Annotated in this window: 12 protein-coding genes; 8 read left to right on the top strand and 4 right to left on the bottom strand. The window is 48.1% G+C overall.

Features of this window, described 5'->3' with window-relative positions; all coding sequences use genetic code 11:
• The first annotated feature begins 312 nt into the window (after nucleotides 1-312).
• The 8 genes from namA to ACYVD4_RS26660 all read left to right on the top strand — a co-directional run bounded on the left by namA (nucleotide 313) and on the right by ACYVD4_RS26660 (nucleotide 14,763).
• On the top strand, nucleotides 313-1,383 hold the full coding sequence (gene namA, locus ACYVD4_RS26695; protein ID WP_460950887.1) for an NADPH dehydrogenase NamA: 1,071 nt from the start codon (nucleotides 313-315) through the stop codon (nucleotides 1,381-1,383).
• Between the two features lie 144 nt (nucleotides 1,384-1,527).
• Nucleotides 1,528-2,133, top strand: a complete 606-nt coding sequence (locus ACYVD4_RS26690; RefSeq protein ID WP_460950885.1) for an RNA polymerase sigma factor — start codon at nucleotides 1,528-1,530, stop codon at nucleotides 2,131-2,133.
• Nucleotides 2,134-2,294: 161 nt separating this feature from the next.
• Nucleotides 2,295-3,371: a FecR family protein gene (locus ACYVD4_RS26685; protein WP_460950884.1), complete on the top strand. Its 1,077-nt coding sequence runs from the start codon at nucleotides 2,295-2,297 to the stop codon at nucleotides 3,369-3,371.
• A 171-nt stretch (nucleotides 3,372-3,542) separates the two neighbouring features.
• On the top strand, nucleotides 3,543-6,887 hold the full coding sequence (locus ACYVD4_RS26680; protein WP_460950883.1) for a SusC/RagA family TonB-linked outer membrane protein: 3,345 nt from the start codon (nucleotides 3,543-3,545) through the stop codon (nucleotides 6,885-6,887).
• Nucleotides 6,888-6,907: 20 nt separating this feature from the next.
• The gene (locus tag ACYVD4_RS26675) at nucleotides 6,908-8,332 is read left to right on the top strand and encodes a RagB/SusD family nutrient uptake outer membrane protein (RefSeq protein ID WP_460950881.1); all 1,425 of its coding nucleotides are present in this window, start codon (nucleotides 6,908-6,910) and stop codon (nucleotides 8,330-8,332) included.
• A gap of 26 nt (nucleotides 8,333-8,358) precedes the next feature.
• The gene (locus tag ACYVD4_RS26670; RefSeq protein ID WP_460950880.1) at nucleotides 8,359-10,146 is read left to right on the top strand and encodes an FISUMP domain-containing protein; all 1,788 of its coding nucleotides are present in this window, start codon (nucleotides 8,359-8,361) and stop codon (nucleotides 10,144-10,146) included.
• A gap of 47 nt (nucleotides 10,147-10,193) precedes the next feature.
• Complete coding sequence (locus ACYVD4_RS26665; RefSeq protein ID WP_460950879.1) at nucleotides 10,194-12,983, top strand: DUF6797 domain-containing protein; 2,790 nt, start codon at nucleotides 10,194-10,196, stop codon at nucleotides 12,981-12,983.
• Between the two features lie 28 nt (nucleotides 12,984-13,011).
• A complete protein-coding gene (locus tag ACYVD4_RS26660; protein ID WP_460950878.1) occupies nucleotides 13,012-14,763 on the top strand; it encodes a PQQ-dependent sugar dehydrogenase in 1,752 nt (583 codons plus the stop codon).
• Between the two features lie 375 nt (nucleotides 14,764-15,138).
• Here the strand turns inward: ACYVD4_RS26660 and ACYVD4_RS26655 are convergent, their stop codons facing one another.
• The 4 genes from ACYVD4_RS26655 to ACYVD4_RS26640 all read right to left on the bottom strand — a co-directional run bounded on the left by ACYVD4_RS26655 (nucleotide 15,139) and on the right by ACYVD4_RS26640 (nucleotide 19,595).
• Nucleotides 15,139-15,927, bottom strand: a complete 789-nt coding sequence (locus tag ACYVD4_RS26655; RefSeq protein WP_460950876.1) for a phytanoyl-CoA dioxygenase family protein — start codon at nucleotides 15,925-15,927, stop codon at nucleotides 15,139-15,141.
• A gap of 64 nt (nucleotides 15,928-15,991) precedes the next feature.
• A complete protein-coding gene (locus ACYVD4_RS26650) occupies nucleotides 15,992-17,284 on the bottom strand; it encodes an MFS transporter (protein ID WP_460950875.1) in 1,293 nt (430 codons plus the stop codon).
• Nucleotides 17,281-18,177, bottom strand: coding sequence for a sugar phosphate isomerase/epimerase family protein (locus tag ACYVD4_RS26645; RefSeq protein ID WP_460950873.1), 897 nt, complete (start codon nucleotides 18,175-18,177; stop codon nucleotides 17,281-17,283). The genes ACYVD4_RS26650 and ACYVD4_RS26645 overlap by 4 nt, the downstream gene beginning before the upstream one ends.
• 59 nt (nucleotides 18,178-18,236) lie before the next feature.
• A complete protein-coding gene (locus tag ACYVD4_RS26640; RefSeq protein ID WP_460950871.1) occupies nucleotides 18,237-19,595 on the bottom strand; it encodes a Gfo/Idh/MocA family protein in 1,359 nt (452 codons plus the stop codon).
• Between the last annotated feature and the right edge of the window lie 11 nt (nucleotides 19,596-19,606).

The raw sequence follows: 19,606 nt of genomic DNA, 5'->3' as shown, positions 1-19,606 counted from the left end.
TACATGGCTCCCACATGAGACAGTAAGTAATTGGTTATCGACAGGTGAGTATCTAACTCCATCGATAACCAATTACCTTGTTGGATAAAACTACATCTCTATCAGACCACTGGATATTTCCTACGTTTGTTGACAAATCCCAAAATCATTGAATCAAAAACAAGGAGTTCTTATTTCCAACCAGGCTAATAAGTAAAAAAAAGGCAATAGACGTTTTACTGGAGTAACTTCCCTTTTGATAGAGGATCCTGTATCCAAAATCGTTTGACGTTTTCTACTGATCACAAAACAAGTGTTTTGCTGCCAAAAACCATGTCTATACTTTTTTCACCATTAGCCATTCGGAGTATCTCTCTGAAGAACCGATTAGTTGTATCACCCATGTGCCAGTACTCCAGCCAGGACGGATTTGCCTCTGACTGGCATCTGGTTCATCTGGGAAGTCGAGCTGTCGGAGGAGCTGGTCTGATTATAACTGAAGCTACAGCCATATCGGCCGAGGGACGTATTTCACCCAATGATCTGGGAATCTGGAAGGACGACCATATTCCAGGTCTAAAACGAATTACAGACTTTATCCGGCAACAAGGTACAACAGTGGGTATACAATTAGCCCATGCTGGCCGCAAAGCCAGCCATCAACGCCCCTGGGAGGGCGGAGCCGCCATTGGGCCAACGAGTGAACAAGGCTGGCAAACGGTAGCCCCCTCTGCAATTTCCTTTCAGGAGTCGGGACCAAAGCCATTGCCCCTCACGACCAGTGGGATTCAGACTGTGCTGGAGGATTTTCGGGTAGCTACTCAGCGAGCCCTAAAGGCTGGCTTTCAGGTGCTTGAAATTCATGCGGCTCACGGCTATCTGCTACACCAGTTTCTGTCGCCATTGAGTAATCACCGAACGGATCAGTATGGAGGCTCTTTCGGTAACCGTATTCGGTTACTTCTGGAAGTTGTGGAATGCGTTCAAACGGTGTGGCCTGCCGATCTACCCTTGTTTGTGCGACTCTCGGCTACGGACTGGGCGGAGGGTGGCTGGTCGATCGATGATTCGGTTGCCTTAGCCAGCATTCTTAAAGCGAGAGGGGTCGACGTGGTGGATTGTTCCTCGGGTGGCACAGTTGCTCAGGTAAAAATTCCGGTTTCTCTGGGTTATCAGGTGCCTTTTGCGGCACGTATTAAGCAGGAAGCAGGCATCCTAACGGCAGCTGTAGGATTAATCACATCGGCTCAACAGGCAGAGTCTATTCTCGAAAATGGTCAGGCTGATCTGGTATTGATGGCTCGTGAGTTTTTACGCAATCCGTATTTCCCCTTACAGGCGGCTTCAACACTAAGCGATCAGATTAGCTGGCCTGCTCAGTACGAACGGGCTAAACGTTCATAAATCTCAAAGCAAATACTATTGTTATTTTTTATCAGGATAAACGGGGTGGTTGCACCAGGCTTTCACAATATCCCCAATAATCACTATTTTATATTAATTTTGTACTTTCCCTTATGCTTGTACTTTACATTCTGACCCAACAGTATGCCTTCTGCCGGTTCGTTCAACGCATATAATGAGACCACCCTTTGGGAATCGCTGGCTAAAGGCGATCAGGAGGCATTTGAGATTCTGTATCGGCACTATTTTAAAATTCTGGTCAACTACGGTTCTCGATTTACATCGGATACGCTTATGCTTGAAGATGCCATTCAGGATCTGTTCACCTATCTTTGGCGTCGGAAAGTCCAGTTAGCCGCTATAGAAGAACCTAAGTTTTATTTGCTGCGTGCATTGCGGAATCAACTCAGCCGAAATACCCGAAATGACCTATTCGATGAGTCTGAAGACATCGATGATTTTCTGGACTATCTGGTTTCACTTTCCGACGAACAGCAGACCGTTGAGCAGGAAACACTGCTCGACCAATCTCGCCAGATACAGGCGGCTATTTCCCGGTTAAGTCCCCGTCAGCAGGAAGCCATTAACCTCCGCTTTTACCACGGTATGAGTCTCGACCAGTCGGCCGAGCTAATGGGCATCCCCAAACAGGTGGTCAGTAACCTCCTCTTTAAAGCTTATTCGATGCTACGGCTGACGCTTAAAGGTATATTTTCTGTATTACTTGCCTTTCTGCATTCGCTAACGTAGCCGCATAACGACTCAATACGGCAGCCACAATAAGCAATGCCAATACTGGCCCACATGCCCAAAAATGGCATTTTTCTAAAAAAAGAAAAAAAGTTCTATTTCTTTGGTTAATTTTCAGAAAAACGTGACTGTGTATAGTAGTAGGGCCCAATGGACTGATCATGCTGTACAACAATTTTACCTTGCAGGATTTTCTAAACGATGACTCGTTTATCCGGTGGGCTTTGCACAACGAGCAGGATGCCTACTGGCAGCAGGTCATGGTCGACTATCCGAGCAGGCAGGAATTAATCAGACAGGCACGCCAACTCGTTCAACAACTTCACCGGGCCGAGGAGAACCGAACGTTGCCCGCTAATGAAGAGCAGACCTGGAAACGAATTCGTTCAACTACCATTGAGGCTAACCCACTTGTTGGATGGCCTACCAAACGATATTGGACCGGTATACTGGCTATATGCATCGTAGTGGTATTGGTTGGCGGATGGCTGTGGATGGAACACGCTACGTCAAAAACCATTTACACGAAATTAGTGGCTAAAGCTTCCGAAAACATTACGCTCATCGAAAAGATAAATCAGAAGAATACTCCCTTGATAATCAATCTGGAAGATGGCAGTATTGTCTACCTGAAAAAAAATAGCCGGTTCAGTTATCCGGCTCATTTTACGGCTAAATCGCGGGAAACTTTTTTAAGTGGGGAAGCTTTTTTTCAGATTGCGCCCAATCCTAAAAAGCCATTTTACGTCTATGCCAATGAACTGGTGACGCAGGTATTGGGAACGAGTTTTGACATTAAGGCCTTCGATAACGAGCAACAAGTTCAGGTTAAAGTACGAACGGGACGTGTATCGGTCTACAATCAAAATCCGATACGGTTGGTGAGCCAGGAAAGCCAGCATCTCATTTTGTTGCCCAATCAACAGGTAATTTTTAACCGTCAGACGGAAAGTCTGTCGAAGCAATTAGTGGCCGACCCCGTACCACTTCAGCCGGTAGCCGCGAATGAAAAACGTTATTTTGAGGACGTATCAGCCGCTACGGTATTGCAGGCGCTGGAGAAACGCTACGGTGTACGTATTTTATACGATGAAAAACTCCTCTCTAACTGTATTCTAACAACCACCCTGAGCGATCAACCACTAACTGACCAGTTGGAGCTAATCTGCCAAACAATTGGGGCTACCTATAAAGAAATGGACGCCCAGTTCGTGATCGAGTCGGCTGGTTGCCAGTGAATACGCACAATTCAATTGACTCCTAAACCCTAAAAGACCATGCGTTAAATTCCGTAAACCTGCTTACAAAAAAGAGAAGATGCTGCTACATCTTCTCTCGAACCCAACCAGCACCTGCTCAGTGCCGGAAGGAATTGTTTTGTCCTGATATAAACAAAAACAGTCAAAAGTATGTCAAAATCTTTTACTAAAAAAGAGGTTTTCGCGCTTATGAAAATCACTTTTACCCAACTCATTCTTGTAGGGTTGCTAGCCAGCAATACGTTGGCGAACCCTGTTATTGCTCAGGAGTTGCTGAAAGAACGGGTCAATTTAACCCTGAAAAACAGCAACCTCCGGTCGTTATTACGCAGCCTCGAAAAACAGGTCGATGTGGTGTTTTCGTACCAGAAGGGAGTTATCGAATCGGATGAGAAACTGAATCTGACAATCCAGAACGAAACGGTCGATAACGTCCTGAAACAGGTACTTGCGCCACGACGTATATACTATAGGGTTATCAATAATAACCAGATTATTTTGACCCGGGACCTCAAAAATGATCAGGGTAAACTGGAGCCGAATTCCGGTCCTGCTTCGGCCGAATTTTCGGATACTAAAAAAAATGCCCGAGCCATTACTGGCCGCGTCACCGATGAGAAAGGAGAGGCCCTGCCCGGTGTGAGCATCATCCTGAAAGGAACCCAACAGGGCACCGTCACCGATGCCAAAGGCGCCTTTAGTATGGATGTTCTGAATGAAAATTCGGTCTTAGTGTTCTCGTTCGTGGGCTATATGTCGCAGGAAGTGACTGTTAGCAGCCAGGCATCGCTGGAAATAACCCTGAAAGTAGACCAGCGTAGTCTGAACGAAGTGGTGGTTGTGGGGTATGGTACTGTAAAGAAAAGTGATTTAACTGGTTCGGTGAGTTCGGTGAAAGGTGCCGATATAAGCGCTTTTCCATCGGCAAATGTCATGCAGGCATTATCCGGCAGAGCTTCGGGGGTACAGGTAAAACAAAATACAGGTGCTCCAGGTGGGGCTGTGAGTGTCCGGATTAGGGGCGCCAATTCGATTCAGGGTAGCAATGAACCCTTGTACGTTATCGACGGATTTCCGGTTAGTGGTCAGCCTCTGATGTTGAACAATAGCGAGATCGAAAGCATAGAAATTCTCAAAGATGCGTCGGCTGTGGCCATTTACGGTTCCAGAGGGGCCAATGGGGTGGTATTAATATCGACGAAGTCTGGCAAAGAAGGCAAAATGCGGGTCGACTATGAATCGAATTACGGCACTCAACAGTTGCGCAAAAAGATTGACCTGATGAATGGAAGAGAATATGCAACGTTTTACAACATTCTAAGTGCTAACCAGGGACTTAGTCCCTACTATACACAAGAACAAATCAATGGCTTTGGTACCGGATTCGACTGGCAGGACTTTGTGTACCGTAAGGCACCTATGCAAAACCATTCCCTTAATATCAGTGGGGGAAATGCCAAAACGCAGTTTTCGGTTTCGGGTAGCTATTTTGGTCAGGACGGCATAATCAAAGGAAGCGATTATCAGCGGTATGCTCTGCGAACCAATATTAATCACACCATAAGCTCAAAAATTAAGGCCGCGTTTTCGACCACGCTTTCCAGAAATCAAACCTCGCGGCAAAACTCGGGAGGAGGCATACAGGGGCAGTCGCTGATCAGTGCGTCGCTGGTGGCTCCTCCTATCCTGACCCCTTACAACGACGATGGTACTTATCGGGTATTGACATCGCCACTGCCCATTATCGTCATCAATCCATTAAACTATATTAATGAAACCATCGACAAAGGCTTCTCAAATAAAGTCCTCGCCAACGCAGCTTTGTCGTTTGAGCCGATCCAAGGATTGGTACTAAAAGTATACGGAGGGATCGAAAATAGTGATGATAGAAACGACTCCTACCGCACACTGAATTTCTTCAACCAGCAATCCAGCGCCAGCGTAACGACCACGCAGTTTACCAGTTTGCTGAATGAAAATACAATAACCTATAGCCGAAACATTGGTGCAAAGCACAAACTAGTCGCATTAGGTGGATTTACGTATCAGGATTTTGTCAATACATCCTTAGGTGGTTCGGGCACTGGCTTTTTGAGTGATGCAACCGAAAGCTACAATCTTGCTGCTGCCACCATACCGGGCATACCCGGGTCTAGCTATTCAAAATCTGTCCTACTATCCTATCTTGGTAGAGTCAATTACAGCTTCAACGACCGAATTCTGGCAACGGTAAGTTTCCGGTCCGATGGCTCCTCAAAATATAGCGAAGGAAATAAATGGGGCTTTTTCCCTTCCGCTGCTCTAGCCTGGAAACTGAAAGAAGAGCCTTTCTTGGCCAAAAACGACTTTATCTCTGATTTGAAGCTCCGGGCCAGTTGGGGCAGAACCGGCTCGCAGGCCATTGGCGCTTATGCCACACTAAATCAGCTAGCTCTTGGAAAAACGGTGTTTGCAGATGCCCTTTACAATACGTTTGCTCCCAGCACAACCCTTCCTGGAAATTTAAAGTGGGAAACGACCGAGCAAACCGATATTGGAATGGATTTAGCCTTTCTGTCAAACCGTATCCAGATTACAGCCGATTATTATATAAAAAACACGCAGGATCTGCTCAATTCCGTCCAGCTCCCCTCTTCAATAGGCTTTACCAATACAATTCAAAATGTTGGCGTAATCCAAAACAAAGGCATCGAATTGTCTGTGAGCGGCACGGTAGTGAACAAAGGGCCTTTCAAATGGGATCTGAACGGGAATATCGCCTTCAATAAATCGAAAGTTGTCAAGTTGTATGGTGGACAGCAAATTTTGACCGGCAGAGTAGCTGTCTTGATTTTCGATGACAATATCACCATGCTCCGCGAAGGCGAACCGATGGGCGTGTTTTATGGCTATCGGGAGAATGGCTATGATCAAAATGGTCGCGTGCAATACGTAGATACTAACAATGACGGGGTCATTAACACCAACGACAAGGTTATTCTAGGCAACCCTAACCCAAAATTCATCTATGGATTGAACTCCTTCATGTCTTATAAAGGCATTGACTTGTCTCTTTTCTGGCAAGGCTCACAGGGGAATGATATTGCCAATATCAGTGGAATCGGCAATACGTTACATTACAGTTGGGGGATGAACATGCTGAAAGACGTACTGAACAACACCTGGACGCCCGAAAACCCGAATGCGAAATACCCCAAAGTCACGATGTTCCAAAATATTAATTTTTCGAATCGGTTTGTTGAAGACGGTTCCTATTTAAGGCTACGCAATATTGAGCTTGGCTACTCACTACCAACCACTAAATGGAACCTCACCTGGATACGACACGCCAAAATTTATGTTAGCGGCCAAAATCTGTTAACCTTCACAAATTATTCCTGGTGGGACCCCGATGTCAATTCTTCCGGTGGGGCAAGTTCTGTTACGCAGGGCATTGATTTCTCGACTTACCCTGTCGCAAAATCATATACCCTTGGTCTCCGTATCGGTTTTTAATCTTTTTACTGGATATCCTTATGAAAGCCAATCGCTTACTCTTTTGTCTACTTCTGCTGCTTACCGCCTGCCAGGATCTGCTGGTAGAAGCTCCTAAGTCAATTGCTGTAGAAACATTTTACAACACGGCCGTAGAGGTCGAAGGTGCCGTTGCCGCTATTTATGCTCCGCTCAAAACGATTTATGGGTCAGAATTTTTGCCTTTGCTGGAATGCTCAACTGACTATCATAAAGGGGGAGGCAGTTATGCGCCCAATAGTGAGTTTCAGGGCATGAACAGTACAAACATTACCCGAGCCGGCACCAAATGGGAAAGTTTTTACTTGGGAATACGTAATGCCAATTTAATCCTGGCCAATGTACCCAAAACTCAAAAGTTAAGCGACGAGGTTAAAAACCGGTATCTCGCTGAAGCAAAGTTCATGCGCGCTTTAATCTATTTTCAACTGGTCAGATGCTGGGGTGATGTGGTTCTACGGACCGAAGCCAATATGGCCGAATCGAATATCAAGCGAAGCCCGTCGAGCGAAGTTTACAGACTGATTAAAGAAGACCTATTATTTGCTGAAAACCTGATTCCTGCTAACGAACCGGTACCTGGACGCGCCACGAAATGGGCTGCAAAAACGCTTCTGGCCGACGTATATTTTTACACTGGAAGCTATGCGGAAGCGGCCAATAAGGCAAAAGAAGTGATTGATTCTGGAAAATATGCGCTGGTTGAGGTAAGTACAGCCGACGATTTCACAAAATTGTTTGGCCCTGAAGTAATATCGTCTTCGGAAGAAATTCTCTCGCTTAAATACTCCAAAGAACAACAGTGGGGGTATCCTTTCTTTACCCATGCGATTAAAAGCCCCTATATGCTGGCAGCGGGTTTTGGAGGTGCATTATATAGTGAGGAGCAAAATTCAGTGTACGCCAATTGGGATATAAAAGACCTTCGAAAATCGTATGGATGGTATAAATCCACGCTGTCCTTTGGCACCAATACTATTCTGAACAAGAAATTTTCAGACCCTGGAAGCCTGCAACCCAGAAACGATTACCCACTTTATCGCTATGCCGATCTATTGCTTCTGTACGCCGAGGCCTCCTGTGAAGCCATGGGACAGCCGGACTCGAAAAGCCTCGATGCACTGAATAAAGTACACCGAAGAGCATATGGGTATAACTCGGCTCAAGTCTCGGCAGTAGATTTCAAACTCGCCGATTATAATAAAGCATCCTTTATAGAACTAGTCAGAAAAGAGCGGGGCTATGAGACACAGGCCGAGGGAAAGCGATGGTTTGATTTGAAGCGAACAGGAAAAGCAAAAGAGTATATAAAAACGGCAACAGGAAAAGATATTGCGGACAAGCATTATTTGTGGCCAATTCCTCTATCGGAAATGAATTACAATGGAGCCTTGGATGCTGTGAAAGATCAAAATCTGGGGTATTGATTTAAACGATACTACTCAATACTCGAATGCGATATTTTGACAAAATCAATGCCTTGCCGGGGCTGTTTTTTGCGTTGGTTTGCCTGTTTTATTCGGTTACGTCCTATTCGGAAGACGTACCGGGAGTGGTGATCGGCATGTACGAATGGTCGGCTCAAAACCTTAAGGTGGTGCATTTCAGGAACGGTGATCCCATACCAGAAGCAAAAAACGACGACGACTGGAAAAAAGCGGCAGAAAAAGGAACACCCGCCTGGTGCTATTATAACAATGATCCGGCCAATGCCAGTACGTATGGTGTGCTCTATAACTGGTTTGCCATCAACGATCCACGTAGCATTGCCCCCGCCGGATGGGATATTCCGACCCGGGAAGAAGTAAAAAATTTGCTAAACGAATTAGGCCCTCAGGCGGGTGCTAAGCTGAAAAGTAAATCGGCCTGGTCGGGCGGTTCACTCGGTTCCAATGAACGGGGGTTTGGGGCGCTTCCTGCCGGGGTTCGCTACATCGGTGGCTTGTTTCATGACTTGGGTAAGTATACTTACTTCTGGACCAATAAATCAAAAGGAGAAGACGCTGCCTTATATTTTAGCCTGGGCCATAAACACGATGGTATCGACTCGACAGAAACCTTCAGCTTTCTGAAAAAAGGGGTCGGCATGTCGGTAAGGTGTGTGCGAAGGGTTGCGTTTACGGGCTATACGATTAGCCCGAAAGGTATTCCCAACGACGGTAGTATGTTCATCGACAATGAGTCCGTTAACCGCTCCGGGCACTATGGCTCGGCGCTGACTGAGTGTAAAAACGGCGATATTCTTGCGTTTTATACCAACGTATCAGGCAAAATATTTCAGGGGCATGGCATAGCCGGTTGGTCTGAATATAAACGGTCGACCGATGGAGGGAAAACCTGGGGCAATCCAGTCGTTTTTCCCTACTCCCGAAAAGTTTGGGACTTCAACAAGCTCACCGGCGACACCCTTCCTAAAGGAAAGTCATACATCGCGGCATTTGTTCGATCGGTGATTACGGCACCAAACGGAACGCTGGTCGCCTTTTTGTCTCGGCAACTAGCCAGCAATCGGGATAACTATCTGGGTTTTAAAACGCCGGTCTACATCCTGAGCCATGACAATGGCCACACCTGGACCGAACCTCTGGAGGTCGATGAGGTGGCAACCGCCAAAGAAATCAGTTTGACCAACGACGACGGAGCTTCCTTTGTGCATGATGGGGTTATCTACACCGTCTTTATCGGCGGGTACGGCACGGGTGAATACTCGTTGTATGCCTCCAAAGACAATGGCGAAACGTTTACCAAAGTGAGTGAGGGGTTGTTTCAACACCGGAAATACAAGAGCAATTATTACTACATGACGGCCAAAGCGCTGGACGACGGGCGGTTTATTGTCTACTCATACGACCTCAACGACGAGTATCATCTGCCCTACGTGATTAGCAGCGATAAAGGCAGGACCTGGAGTGAGGTGAAGACCACCTATATGGCCAAGCGCGTTCGGGATGCACAGATGAGCGAAAAAATTGGGAACTACTATTTCATGGTGGGACGTAGTGGCAGTTTTGGAAACGACCCGATGAATCTGGTGCTCTATGCGTCTAAAAACGGGATCGACTGGGACAATGGTCAGTATCTTAAAAAGGTCCAGAAAACACTCGATTCCTATTCGGCCATTGAGGTTATTGGAAAATATGATCCAAAACGAGCCAGAAGAGTGCTGATTCAGGGATCGGTCGGTTATGGGGTCGGGGCAAGCGTCAACGTCAAACATTGGTGGATTGACGACGTGAAATAAGCGTACTAGCTCATCAACAGTTTTCTATTCTTCAAGAGGTATTCTGTATGAACTCAACTAGCCATTGGGGTATAACGCTATTGTGCCTATGGGTCCTTGTTGGCCTGTTGTCCTCGAGTTTGTCGGGCTGCAAGTCGGCAACGCTTCCAATCACTGAAAACAATTTCGATACCCTGTCATTTCAATCATTCGTTGAGCCGGATTTCCCTTTTATCAGCACCTATCTGGATGCTCGTAGATTGGGGAAAATCTTTCCCGACGATAATGTGGTTGCCCGTGGGCTGGTTATCCATCTGGATGATAGCGCCTATGTCTGTTTCGATCAGGATTTGTTACGCTGGTCGGTGGCCTGGTCAGGCAAATCGCTCACGAGGAGTATGTTGCCGGACGTATCGTATCGCGACTTCTTCAACAAAAAGAATACCGTCCCTTTGGTAGCCGGCCAGCCAGATATAGCCACTGGCATCTATCCCGGATGGGCGGCCAGAAAACCGATCCTGAATGAGATCCGGCCTAAAGAACAATACCGGGAAGGCTTCACCTGGGGACCGCTACCGACCGACTATGGCCGTTGGAAAGGAAGTTACGTGTATGGGAATAAGGTCATACTGGCCTATAGCATTGCTGGTACGGATATAGTTGAAATGCCCGGTTGCATCCGGCAGGGCAAGGCTATCGTTTATACCCGAGCGTTAGAGGTGGGCGCATCATCTGACACACTCTTTTTGAATGCCGCCGAAATACGCGGAGGGACTAAGGCCGTTAGTGATGGCAACACCGCGTATATCTATTACGGTACACATCAGGATTCGGTGATCGCTGTAAGCAGCAAGCAAAGCGGAACGAATGGAGTGACTACTGTACAGGTGATCGGCGGACGGTATGTCAACGTATCTTTTCCATCGGCCAATCAACCCCGAAAGGCAACGGTATATATATGGAAAGGACTAGCCAAAGATCTGAATCACTTCCGTTACATGTTGGATACGGCCCGTATTGATCTACCCGACTTTCGAAAAGGAGGCCATTCGCATTGGCCAGATGAGGTTTTTACGAAGGGAAAAATAGCTTCGGATACCGCTGCGTTTGTGACAGATTTACTGACATTGCCCATCCCCAACCCCTGGAAACGAAATGCACGCGTCACGGACATTGCCTTTCTGGATGAGCAACGAGCTGCGGTTACAACATTTGAGGGTGATGTATGGCTAGTCAGCGGAATCGACCAACAACTGAAGCACCTGTCGTGGAAACGAATTGCTTCAGGACTGTACGAACCCATGAGCATAGAGGTCTACAAAGGGCAACTGTATATTTTTGGCAAGGCTGGTATTGTTCGGTTACACGATCTTAACGGGGATGGAGAGGCCGATTTTTATGAAAATTTCTGTGATTTGATGCATCAGTCAGCCGAATCGTACGAGTGGGCGGCCGATATGGTCATCTCGAAGAAGTATGGCATCCTGATCGCGAAAGGTGGTGGCGTAACGGCCAGACCAGGCATCACCAAAACGTTGACCGAAGGCTTTCGGGCTGGCTCTAATCAGTCGGGGGTGGTAATGCGAATCTCGCTGGATGGCAAACAGGCCGAATTAATCAGCACCGGGTTTCGGGCACCCTATCTAGGTTTTCATCCGGTTACCGGCCTATTAACGGCTACCGATCAGCAGGGAAACTATGTACCCAGCACACCCATTTATCTGCTCGAAAAAGGCGATTTTTTTGGCGTACCAGCAACCAGTCACCGAACTGATCGGCCAAAGCCTAAACGTCCACTTACCTGGATTCCGCACCGGATCGACCGTTCGGCGGGTGGTCAGGTGTGGGTCACCAGCCAGGCAATGGGACCTCTCAACAGCACGCTTCTTCATTTTTCGTTTGGGCGCCCTGGTCTCTTTCGGGTACTCATCGATTCTACGTCCCAAGGCTTGCAGGGGGCGGTTGCTCCGATCAATGCCTATTATTCCACCCCTATCCTCAAGGGAGCCATTGGCCCCCGCGATGGGCAGTTATACATGGCTGGATTTAACCTGTTTGGGAGCAGTTCTAAAGGAATCAGTGCGATTCAACGACTACGATATACCGGAAAGAACAGTTATATGCCCAACCAGTTTGAAGCCGGTCGCCAAGGTATTATTATCTCTTTCGATTCAGCGCTGGATACCCGGAAAGCTACTGATCCATCTAGTTACCGGGTAAAACGGTGGAACTATAAACGAACGAAAGCTTACGGCTCAGGTCATTTCAAGCTGGATGGTACGCCCGGTGAAGAAATTCTGCCAGTACTGGAATCGTACCTGTCTGCCGACAAAAAGAAAATTCTGCTGCTAATTCCTGATATGCAGGAAGTTGACCAGATGGAAATTTTGTATAAGGTAACCGCCAGTGATGGAAAGTCGTTAAGCGATGGCGTCTGGTTGAGCGTCAATCAGGTCGATAATCTGAATGTTCAGGCACAGGGGTTTACCAAGGTAGATCTAACAAAACTTAAACTGAGCCGGGAGCAATTTTCCGCACTCGTCAAGTATGATACGCCCATTACCCGGGAGCGGGGTAAAGAGCTTTTTGAGAAAATGGGGTGTATTGGCTGTCATTCTTCTGGAACTGAAACGGCCGGAATGTACGGGCCGCCCTTTAAGGGACTGTATGGATCGATACGAAAAATGGCCGACGGCTCAACCCTGGAAGCTAACGAAGCTTATCTGAAAGAATCGATTCTCGAACCCAGCAAAAAAGTCGTAAAAGGGTATGATGCCGAAATGCCGTCTTTCCGGGGCGTCCTGTCCGATTCCGATATTGAAGCCCTGCTATTATACATTATGTACTTGAAATATTAGTCGAAACTGGAGAGAAATGCGATTGGACATGGTAAAGCTGTTTTGTGTGTGCTATAGTCGAAAGAGGCTAATTGTTCTACTACTACTTCTTGTCGGGAGTGCTAAGACGGCTTTCTCCCAGAAAACGGGAAAGCAGTCAGACACCTATTGGTCCGATCCGAAAATTCTGGTGACCGGGCAACAACTCTTTGAGAACTACTGCTCATCCTGTCATAATTTCTCGCAAAAGAGTATTGGCCCCGGATTGCAGCAAGCCACCACCGAATCGCCAAAAACCTGGTTGAAAAAATTCGTCCGAAATGCCCCAGCTATGATTACGTCTGGCGATGAGCGGGCCACCCGACTGTTTGAGGAATACAAGCAGATGATGCCTCCATTTACGTCGCTGGCCGATGGTCAGGTGGAGGCTATTCTTGCCTTTATTCATAAAAATCAAAAAGTTGCCACTGCGCAACCGGAATCAGCCGAGGTCGCCATAAAGGACCCCATCCCGGCCAAAATTCCATCTACAGGAGGACAATTGTTTTTGCAGTATCACTCTACGGCTCCGGCTACCGGCAAAACGGCTCCGTTGGCCCGAATCAACAAAATGCAGGTGCTGAAAGGCAATAAGGAACGCCTTTTTGTCGTCGATTTGCAGGGTATTCTCTACGAGATTATCGATAAAACGTGGCATATCGCGCTGGATATTCGCCCACAACGTCCCTATTTTACAACAGCTCCGGGGTTAGGCACCGGCTTCGGTAGCTTTGCCTTTCACCCCTATTTCAGCGAAAATGGGTTATTATATACCACCCATGCCGAAAAAGTCCATTCGGTGCGGGGCGATTTAGGGTTTGCCGATTCGATAAAGGTGGGTCTGCAATGGGTCTTGACGGAATGGAAAATCAACAATCCGTCCGAACTCCCTTTCGCCGGAGAGAGCCGCGAAGTACTACGAATCGACCTGTTGACCATAGCGCACGGTGTTCAGGAAATCACGTTTAATCCCTTAGTCCGGAAAGGTCATGACGACTACGGCCTGCTGTACATCGGCATTGGGGATGGCGGTGCAGGGGAACGAAAAGACTTTCATCAGCTTTGCAACAGCAATAAAGTACCTTCCAGCTCTATATTACGAATCGACCCATTGGGGCGAAATAGTAGGAACCGGCAATATGGCATTCCCCCGACGAATCCATTTGCTAACGAGAAAGACACAGCTGTGTTCAAAGAAATTTATTGCCGGGGGTTTCGCAACCCTAACCGTATCGTCTGGACACCCGACGGCAAAATGCTCATTAATGACATCGGCCAGTCCAACATCGAGGAAGTGAACTTGGGCATAGCTGGATACGATTACGGCTGGCCTGAACGCGAAGGGGCGTTCCTGGTCGATCCGAAGGGCGACATCAATAAAGTTTACGCCCTGCCCACTACGGATACGGCTAAAAAATATACGTACCCGATTCTTCAATATGACCACGATGAGGGTCGAGCCATTTCCGGGGGCTTCGTTTATGACGGACAGTCGATTCCTGCCTTAAAAGGTAAATACGTTTTCTCTGATATCACTAATGGTCGTGTTTTCATAGCAGAAAACCTAGATTTAACGGCTGGTAAATTCGCGCCAATTCAGGAACTGGCTATTTGGGTGGATAATGAGCGTACCACATTTAAGAAACTAAACGGAACGGCCAAGCCTGATTCACGTCTGGGAATAGGCCCCGGTGGGGAACTGTTTTTTTTCACTAAAGCCGACGGGAAACTCTATAAGGTAGTAGGGTTTAAGTCGAAGTGATACCGGATAACAACAGGCGGATCAATTTTGGAAACTTCGTTTTAAATGTTGTTTCGTTTCGACAAGCATTTGTTCGAATGGAAGCAGGGCATTGGTTTTACGCAGCTTAAAGATGTGCAACTAGGCATATCCTCATTCAAACCCTACTTCTTGTAGGCAATATTTATAGATAGGTTGGTAATTCAGTAAAGCCTCACCATTTGCGTAATCACTTTCTCAATTTATTTAATTTTGTCTCAAATGCGGCAAGTATTCCGCTCGATTTTATCAAACCCTGAAAGCGTATGCTCCTGATATTACTTAATAAAGAATGTTTTTAGTAAGTAATACAGGAGACATTGGTGAAACGAAAAGTCAAGGAGCAATAGAGTTTTTTTATTTTCTCAGGAAATCGGCATCACTAGTGATACCGGCAGCTTCCTCGGTCAGCAAATTGCCCTCAAAAGCTATTATGGCGGTATAACTGTTTTCATGAACATCTTTATAGGGCTTGTTCGATACCAGATTATAGGCTGTAATTATAGACCAGCGGGGCTTGTCGGATAGATTTGCCGCCGAAGCATGCAGAGTGTTGCAGTGAAAAAAGGCCGTATCGCCCGGCTCCATTTCCAGATAGTCAAGTGGCATTACTTTTAGAGCTTCGGTTACTTTTTCCATATCTGCTCCGACTTGCTCACCGGCAAAACCATGTTCGACCCGGCCCATCCGGTGCGATCCTCTGATCATCTGAAGACAGCCATTTTGTTGGGTCGAAGGCGTAAGAGCTGTCAGAACAGAGAGCATGTCCGGAAAGAGGAAGCCGTTATTTTTGTACCAATAACCGTAATCCTGATGCCACTCCCAGGCCCCCCCTGTTCTTGGTTCTTTCTGCATCAGCTTCGAGTGGTAATGAGCAGCCTGTCCGCCCAGAATCTGTTCTACAGCCTTCACGATCCGCGCCGAGCGGGCAAACTTACTATATAGGCTATCGTCGAGAGCGTACCAGAGTGCCAGCTTCGTTTTCAGGCCCGACGCATCCGTACGATCATACGTTTTGGTACTAAGTACATTGTCGCCAGTAGCAACAGTATAGAGCAGTTCAACCTCTGCTTTCGAGAAGAAATTACGGACAATGACGTAGCCGTCGCGGTAGTAGGTTTCAAGATGGTCGGTTGTAAACGGCATGTTAGTAAGCTGGTTTAAGGTTTTTGAAAAGCGGAACGTGTCCTGCTAACGGATGCACAACGTGTCAAGCTTTAACAGCATCAATATCTGGAACAAGCCAATGAATGACCAGTAGAGCAACTGTATACGTAGTAGCGGCAATCAGGAACAGGATATGATAACTACCCGTCGTTTCGAGCAGGTAACCTGTGGCCGACGACATCAGGATGCCTCCCACAGTACCAGCCATACTGATAAAGCCCACAACACTTCCCATCGCCTGGCGTGGAAATAAATCCGTAGCCAGCGTAAACATATTGGCAGACCAGCCCGTGTGTGCCGCCATGCCTAGCCCAATCAGGGCCACCGCACTCCATAAATCCGACACACCCGATACCCAGTAAATCGGTATCACCAGAAGGGCACACAGGAGCAGAGTGGTTTTGCGGGAAGCGTTCGTAGACCAGCCCCGTTTGAGCAGAGCCGAGGACAGCCATCCTCCGCCGATGCTACCGACATCAGCAATCAGATAAACAACAATGAGCGGCAGGCCAATCCGATCGAGTTGCAGGCCGTAGGTCGTATGCAAAAACTTGGGCAACCAGAACAGAAAGAACCACCAGATGGGATCGGTCATGAACTTTCCCAGCGCAATAGCCCACGCTTTCCGGCTACTCAGAATCTGCCCCAGTGAAACCGACTGGTCGGCTATATAGATTTCTGGATCACTCTGGATAAATACCCGTTCGGCCTCATTAACGGCTGGGTGGACGGCGGGTTGCCGGTAGATACGCAGCCAGGCCAGTAGCCAGATAAACCCAAGCAGACCCGTTGCCACAAAAGCCCATCGCCAGCCGAAATGTAGGGCAATGAGCGGAACCATGAACGGAGCCACAATCGCTCCCACATTGGAACCCGAATTGAAAATACCGATCGCCAGCGCTCGCTCTTTCTGCGGAAACCACTCTGAAACTGTCTTGATAGCCGCCGGGAAATTACCCGACTCGCCGATACCAAGCGCAAACCGGGCCAGACTAAATCCCAGTGCCGAGTTCGCCAGCGCATGCCCGACGGCAGCCAGCGACCACGATACGATTGCCAGTGCATAGCCGCGCCGGGTGCCAAGATGATCCATCAGTTTACCCGCCAGTAAGAGACCGATAGCGTATGAAAACTGAAATGCCGTAACGATATAGCCATACTCTAGTTCCGACCAGCCGAGTTCCCCTTGCAGCTGCGGTGCCAGAATGCCCAGTACCTGCCGATCGACGTAGTTGATCGTCGTAGCGAAAAACAACAGAGCCGCTATCCACCAGCGATGAGACGTTGGCTTCTGCGTAGCCAGTTTTGTCGATATGTCAGGCGTAGTAGCGTTCATGGCCGATTACTTAAGCGTCGACGATACTGTTTCCAGATCGCCATCGTATTACGAAGATTCGTGGGCTTATCGCCCTGCATGCCGTAAAACTGCACGCCAATAGGACCCGTAAATTTCAGATCACGAACTGCGTAGCGAATCAATTTATACGTATCAAAATTGCCCATTCCGAGCGGGAGAATATAGTGTTCCCAGGGGTTCTTACCGGCCTCAGCAAGCGGTACGTCATTTGCGCCACAGACGGTAATCATTTTCAGGACTGGACGCAGATTTTTTAACTGCGCCTTCCAGTCGGCTCGCTCAGCCTGGTTAGTGGTGGCTAACCAGTGGCATAGGTTGAAGGCTACACCCAGATTGGTGCGATTTACCTGTTGGGCCAGTTGTAGAGCATGGTCTGCTCGTTCGAGCCAGAAGTTGTAATGCGGATACAGGGCTACTTCCAGCTTGTTTTGAACGGCAAGGTCAGCCAGCTGACGTAACAGTCGTACGGCCACCGTATTACCTGCCGTATCGGATGGAACGTAGGTTTTGCGTTCGCTGATGATAAACGGTGAAACGATGGTTTTTGAACCACGTAGCGCCTGCAGGCAGTCGATTAAGCGCGGGTCTATCGGGCTGTCTAAATCCAGTCGTACGTAAAAATAAGATCCGGTGAACGTATGTTTATCCAGCGCGGCTTTCATGCCAGCAAATGAGTCGATCTGGTTGATCTCTACCCCATCGTAACCCAGTTCTTTGATCAGCGCGACCTGCTCATCGAACGTATCATAGACAGAATCGCCCCGGATGCCATTATGCAGAGAGAAAAACGGGTTGTCAATCGGTCGAACCTGCTGACCAAAGCCCGTCGTTGTCAGGACGACAAGGCAGAATAAGAATAGAATTTTATTCATAGCGGCTGACTGTAACTGATTACCGGATCGACTGATCGGTTCGTTTGCGCCCATCTCGACTACAGCGCCCAGGGCTTTCGGGCCAGCGGGGCTACCACAAGCGCATTCGCTGCGTTGTTACCAATAAACTGTTCTTTTTCAGGATTCCAGGCCAGTTTTTCTCCGATCTGACAGGCAATCAGACCAATTTGCGAAATGGATATGGTTCGGTGGCCAACCTCGATCGGTTCGAGTGTTTTGCGACCGGTTTTGACAGCCTCAATAAAATCAGGTTTGTCCCACAATGTCTTCGAGAGGTCCAGCTCGTTTTCGCCGGGTTTCGATGTCAGTATGGCGGGGTTACTGCAACGGACCACACCCGGATACCCATCGACCTGAATCCATCCTTCTGAACCGGTGTAGCGAATGCCTGGCTTACTGGCCGGAGTTTGCTGACAGCTCAACTCAACGCCATTGGCGTATCGGTAAGTCACCTGAAAATTGATCATTGAGTTCCAGAGGCTCTTGGGAAACTCGCCCTTTCCCTGAACTTCCACCGGCCCTGAATATTCGGTGTTGTTTGCCCACTGCGCCATGTCGAAATAATGAGCACCCCAGTTGGCAATCATTCCTTGTGCATACGTATCGACCCGCATCCAGTTTGGCCGTTTCGTCAAATCGAAGGGCGTATGCACGCGCATATCGGTATAAGGTACGTAGGGAGCTGGCCCTAGCCAAAGATCGTAATCGAGTTCTTTCGGGACGGGCATATCGGCCTGTGTCGACACAGGGGCCGGGTCAGATGGAAACGAAATTTCGATTTTCTGCAACGTACCGATACGTCCGTTACGCACTAGCTCTACCGCCTGATTTTGCTGCCGCACCGACCGAAACTCGCTGTCGGTCCGATTGACGACGGCATTTTTTTTCAAGGCATCGACCAACGAACGCCCTTGCCCGACGCTCATGCTGAGCGGCTTCTCACAGCTAATGGCTTTCTTAGCATTAGCGGCCAGAATCGCCATCGGTACGTGCCAGAAGTCGGGTGTTGAAATCATGATGGCATCGATATCCTTCCGGGCAATGATCTCCCGAAAATCACGGTGCATGGAACAGCCTTTGTATCCGCCTTTCGGAGCTACCTTAGCGTAGTGACTGTCGACCACCGTTCGGGCTTTCTCCAGACGCCAGCTATCGACGTCGCATACCGCCACCACCTGTGCATCTGCTACGTCGAGCAATCCTGGAATCCGGCCGCCCGCATCCAACGTAGTGCCTTGTAAGTTCTGACCGTATCCCTGTCTGCCAGTCCCGATCAGGCCAACCGTAATGCGGCTGGAAGGCGGATTAACCCCCAACACCGACGCTGGCACAATTGTAGGCATACCAAAACCTACAGTTGCCAACGCTGATTTTTCAATGAAGTTTCTACGGTTCATTTCGGAGCGAT

The organism is Spirosoma daeguense, assembly GCF_054776875.1.
The sequence above is the reverse complement of the archived record's forward strand: the minus strand, read 5'-3'. Positions and strand labels throughout refer to the sequence as shown.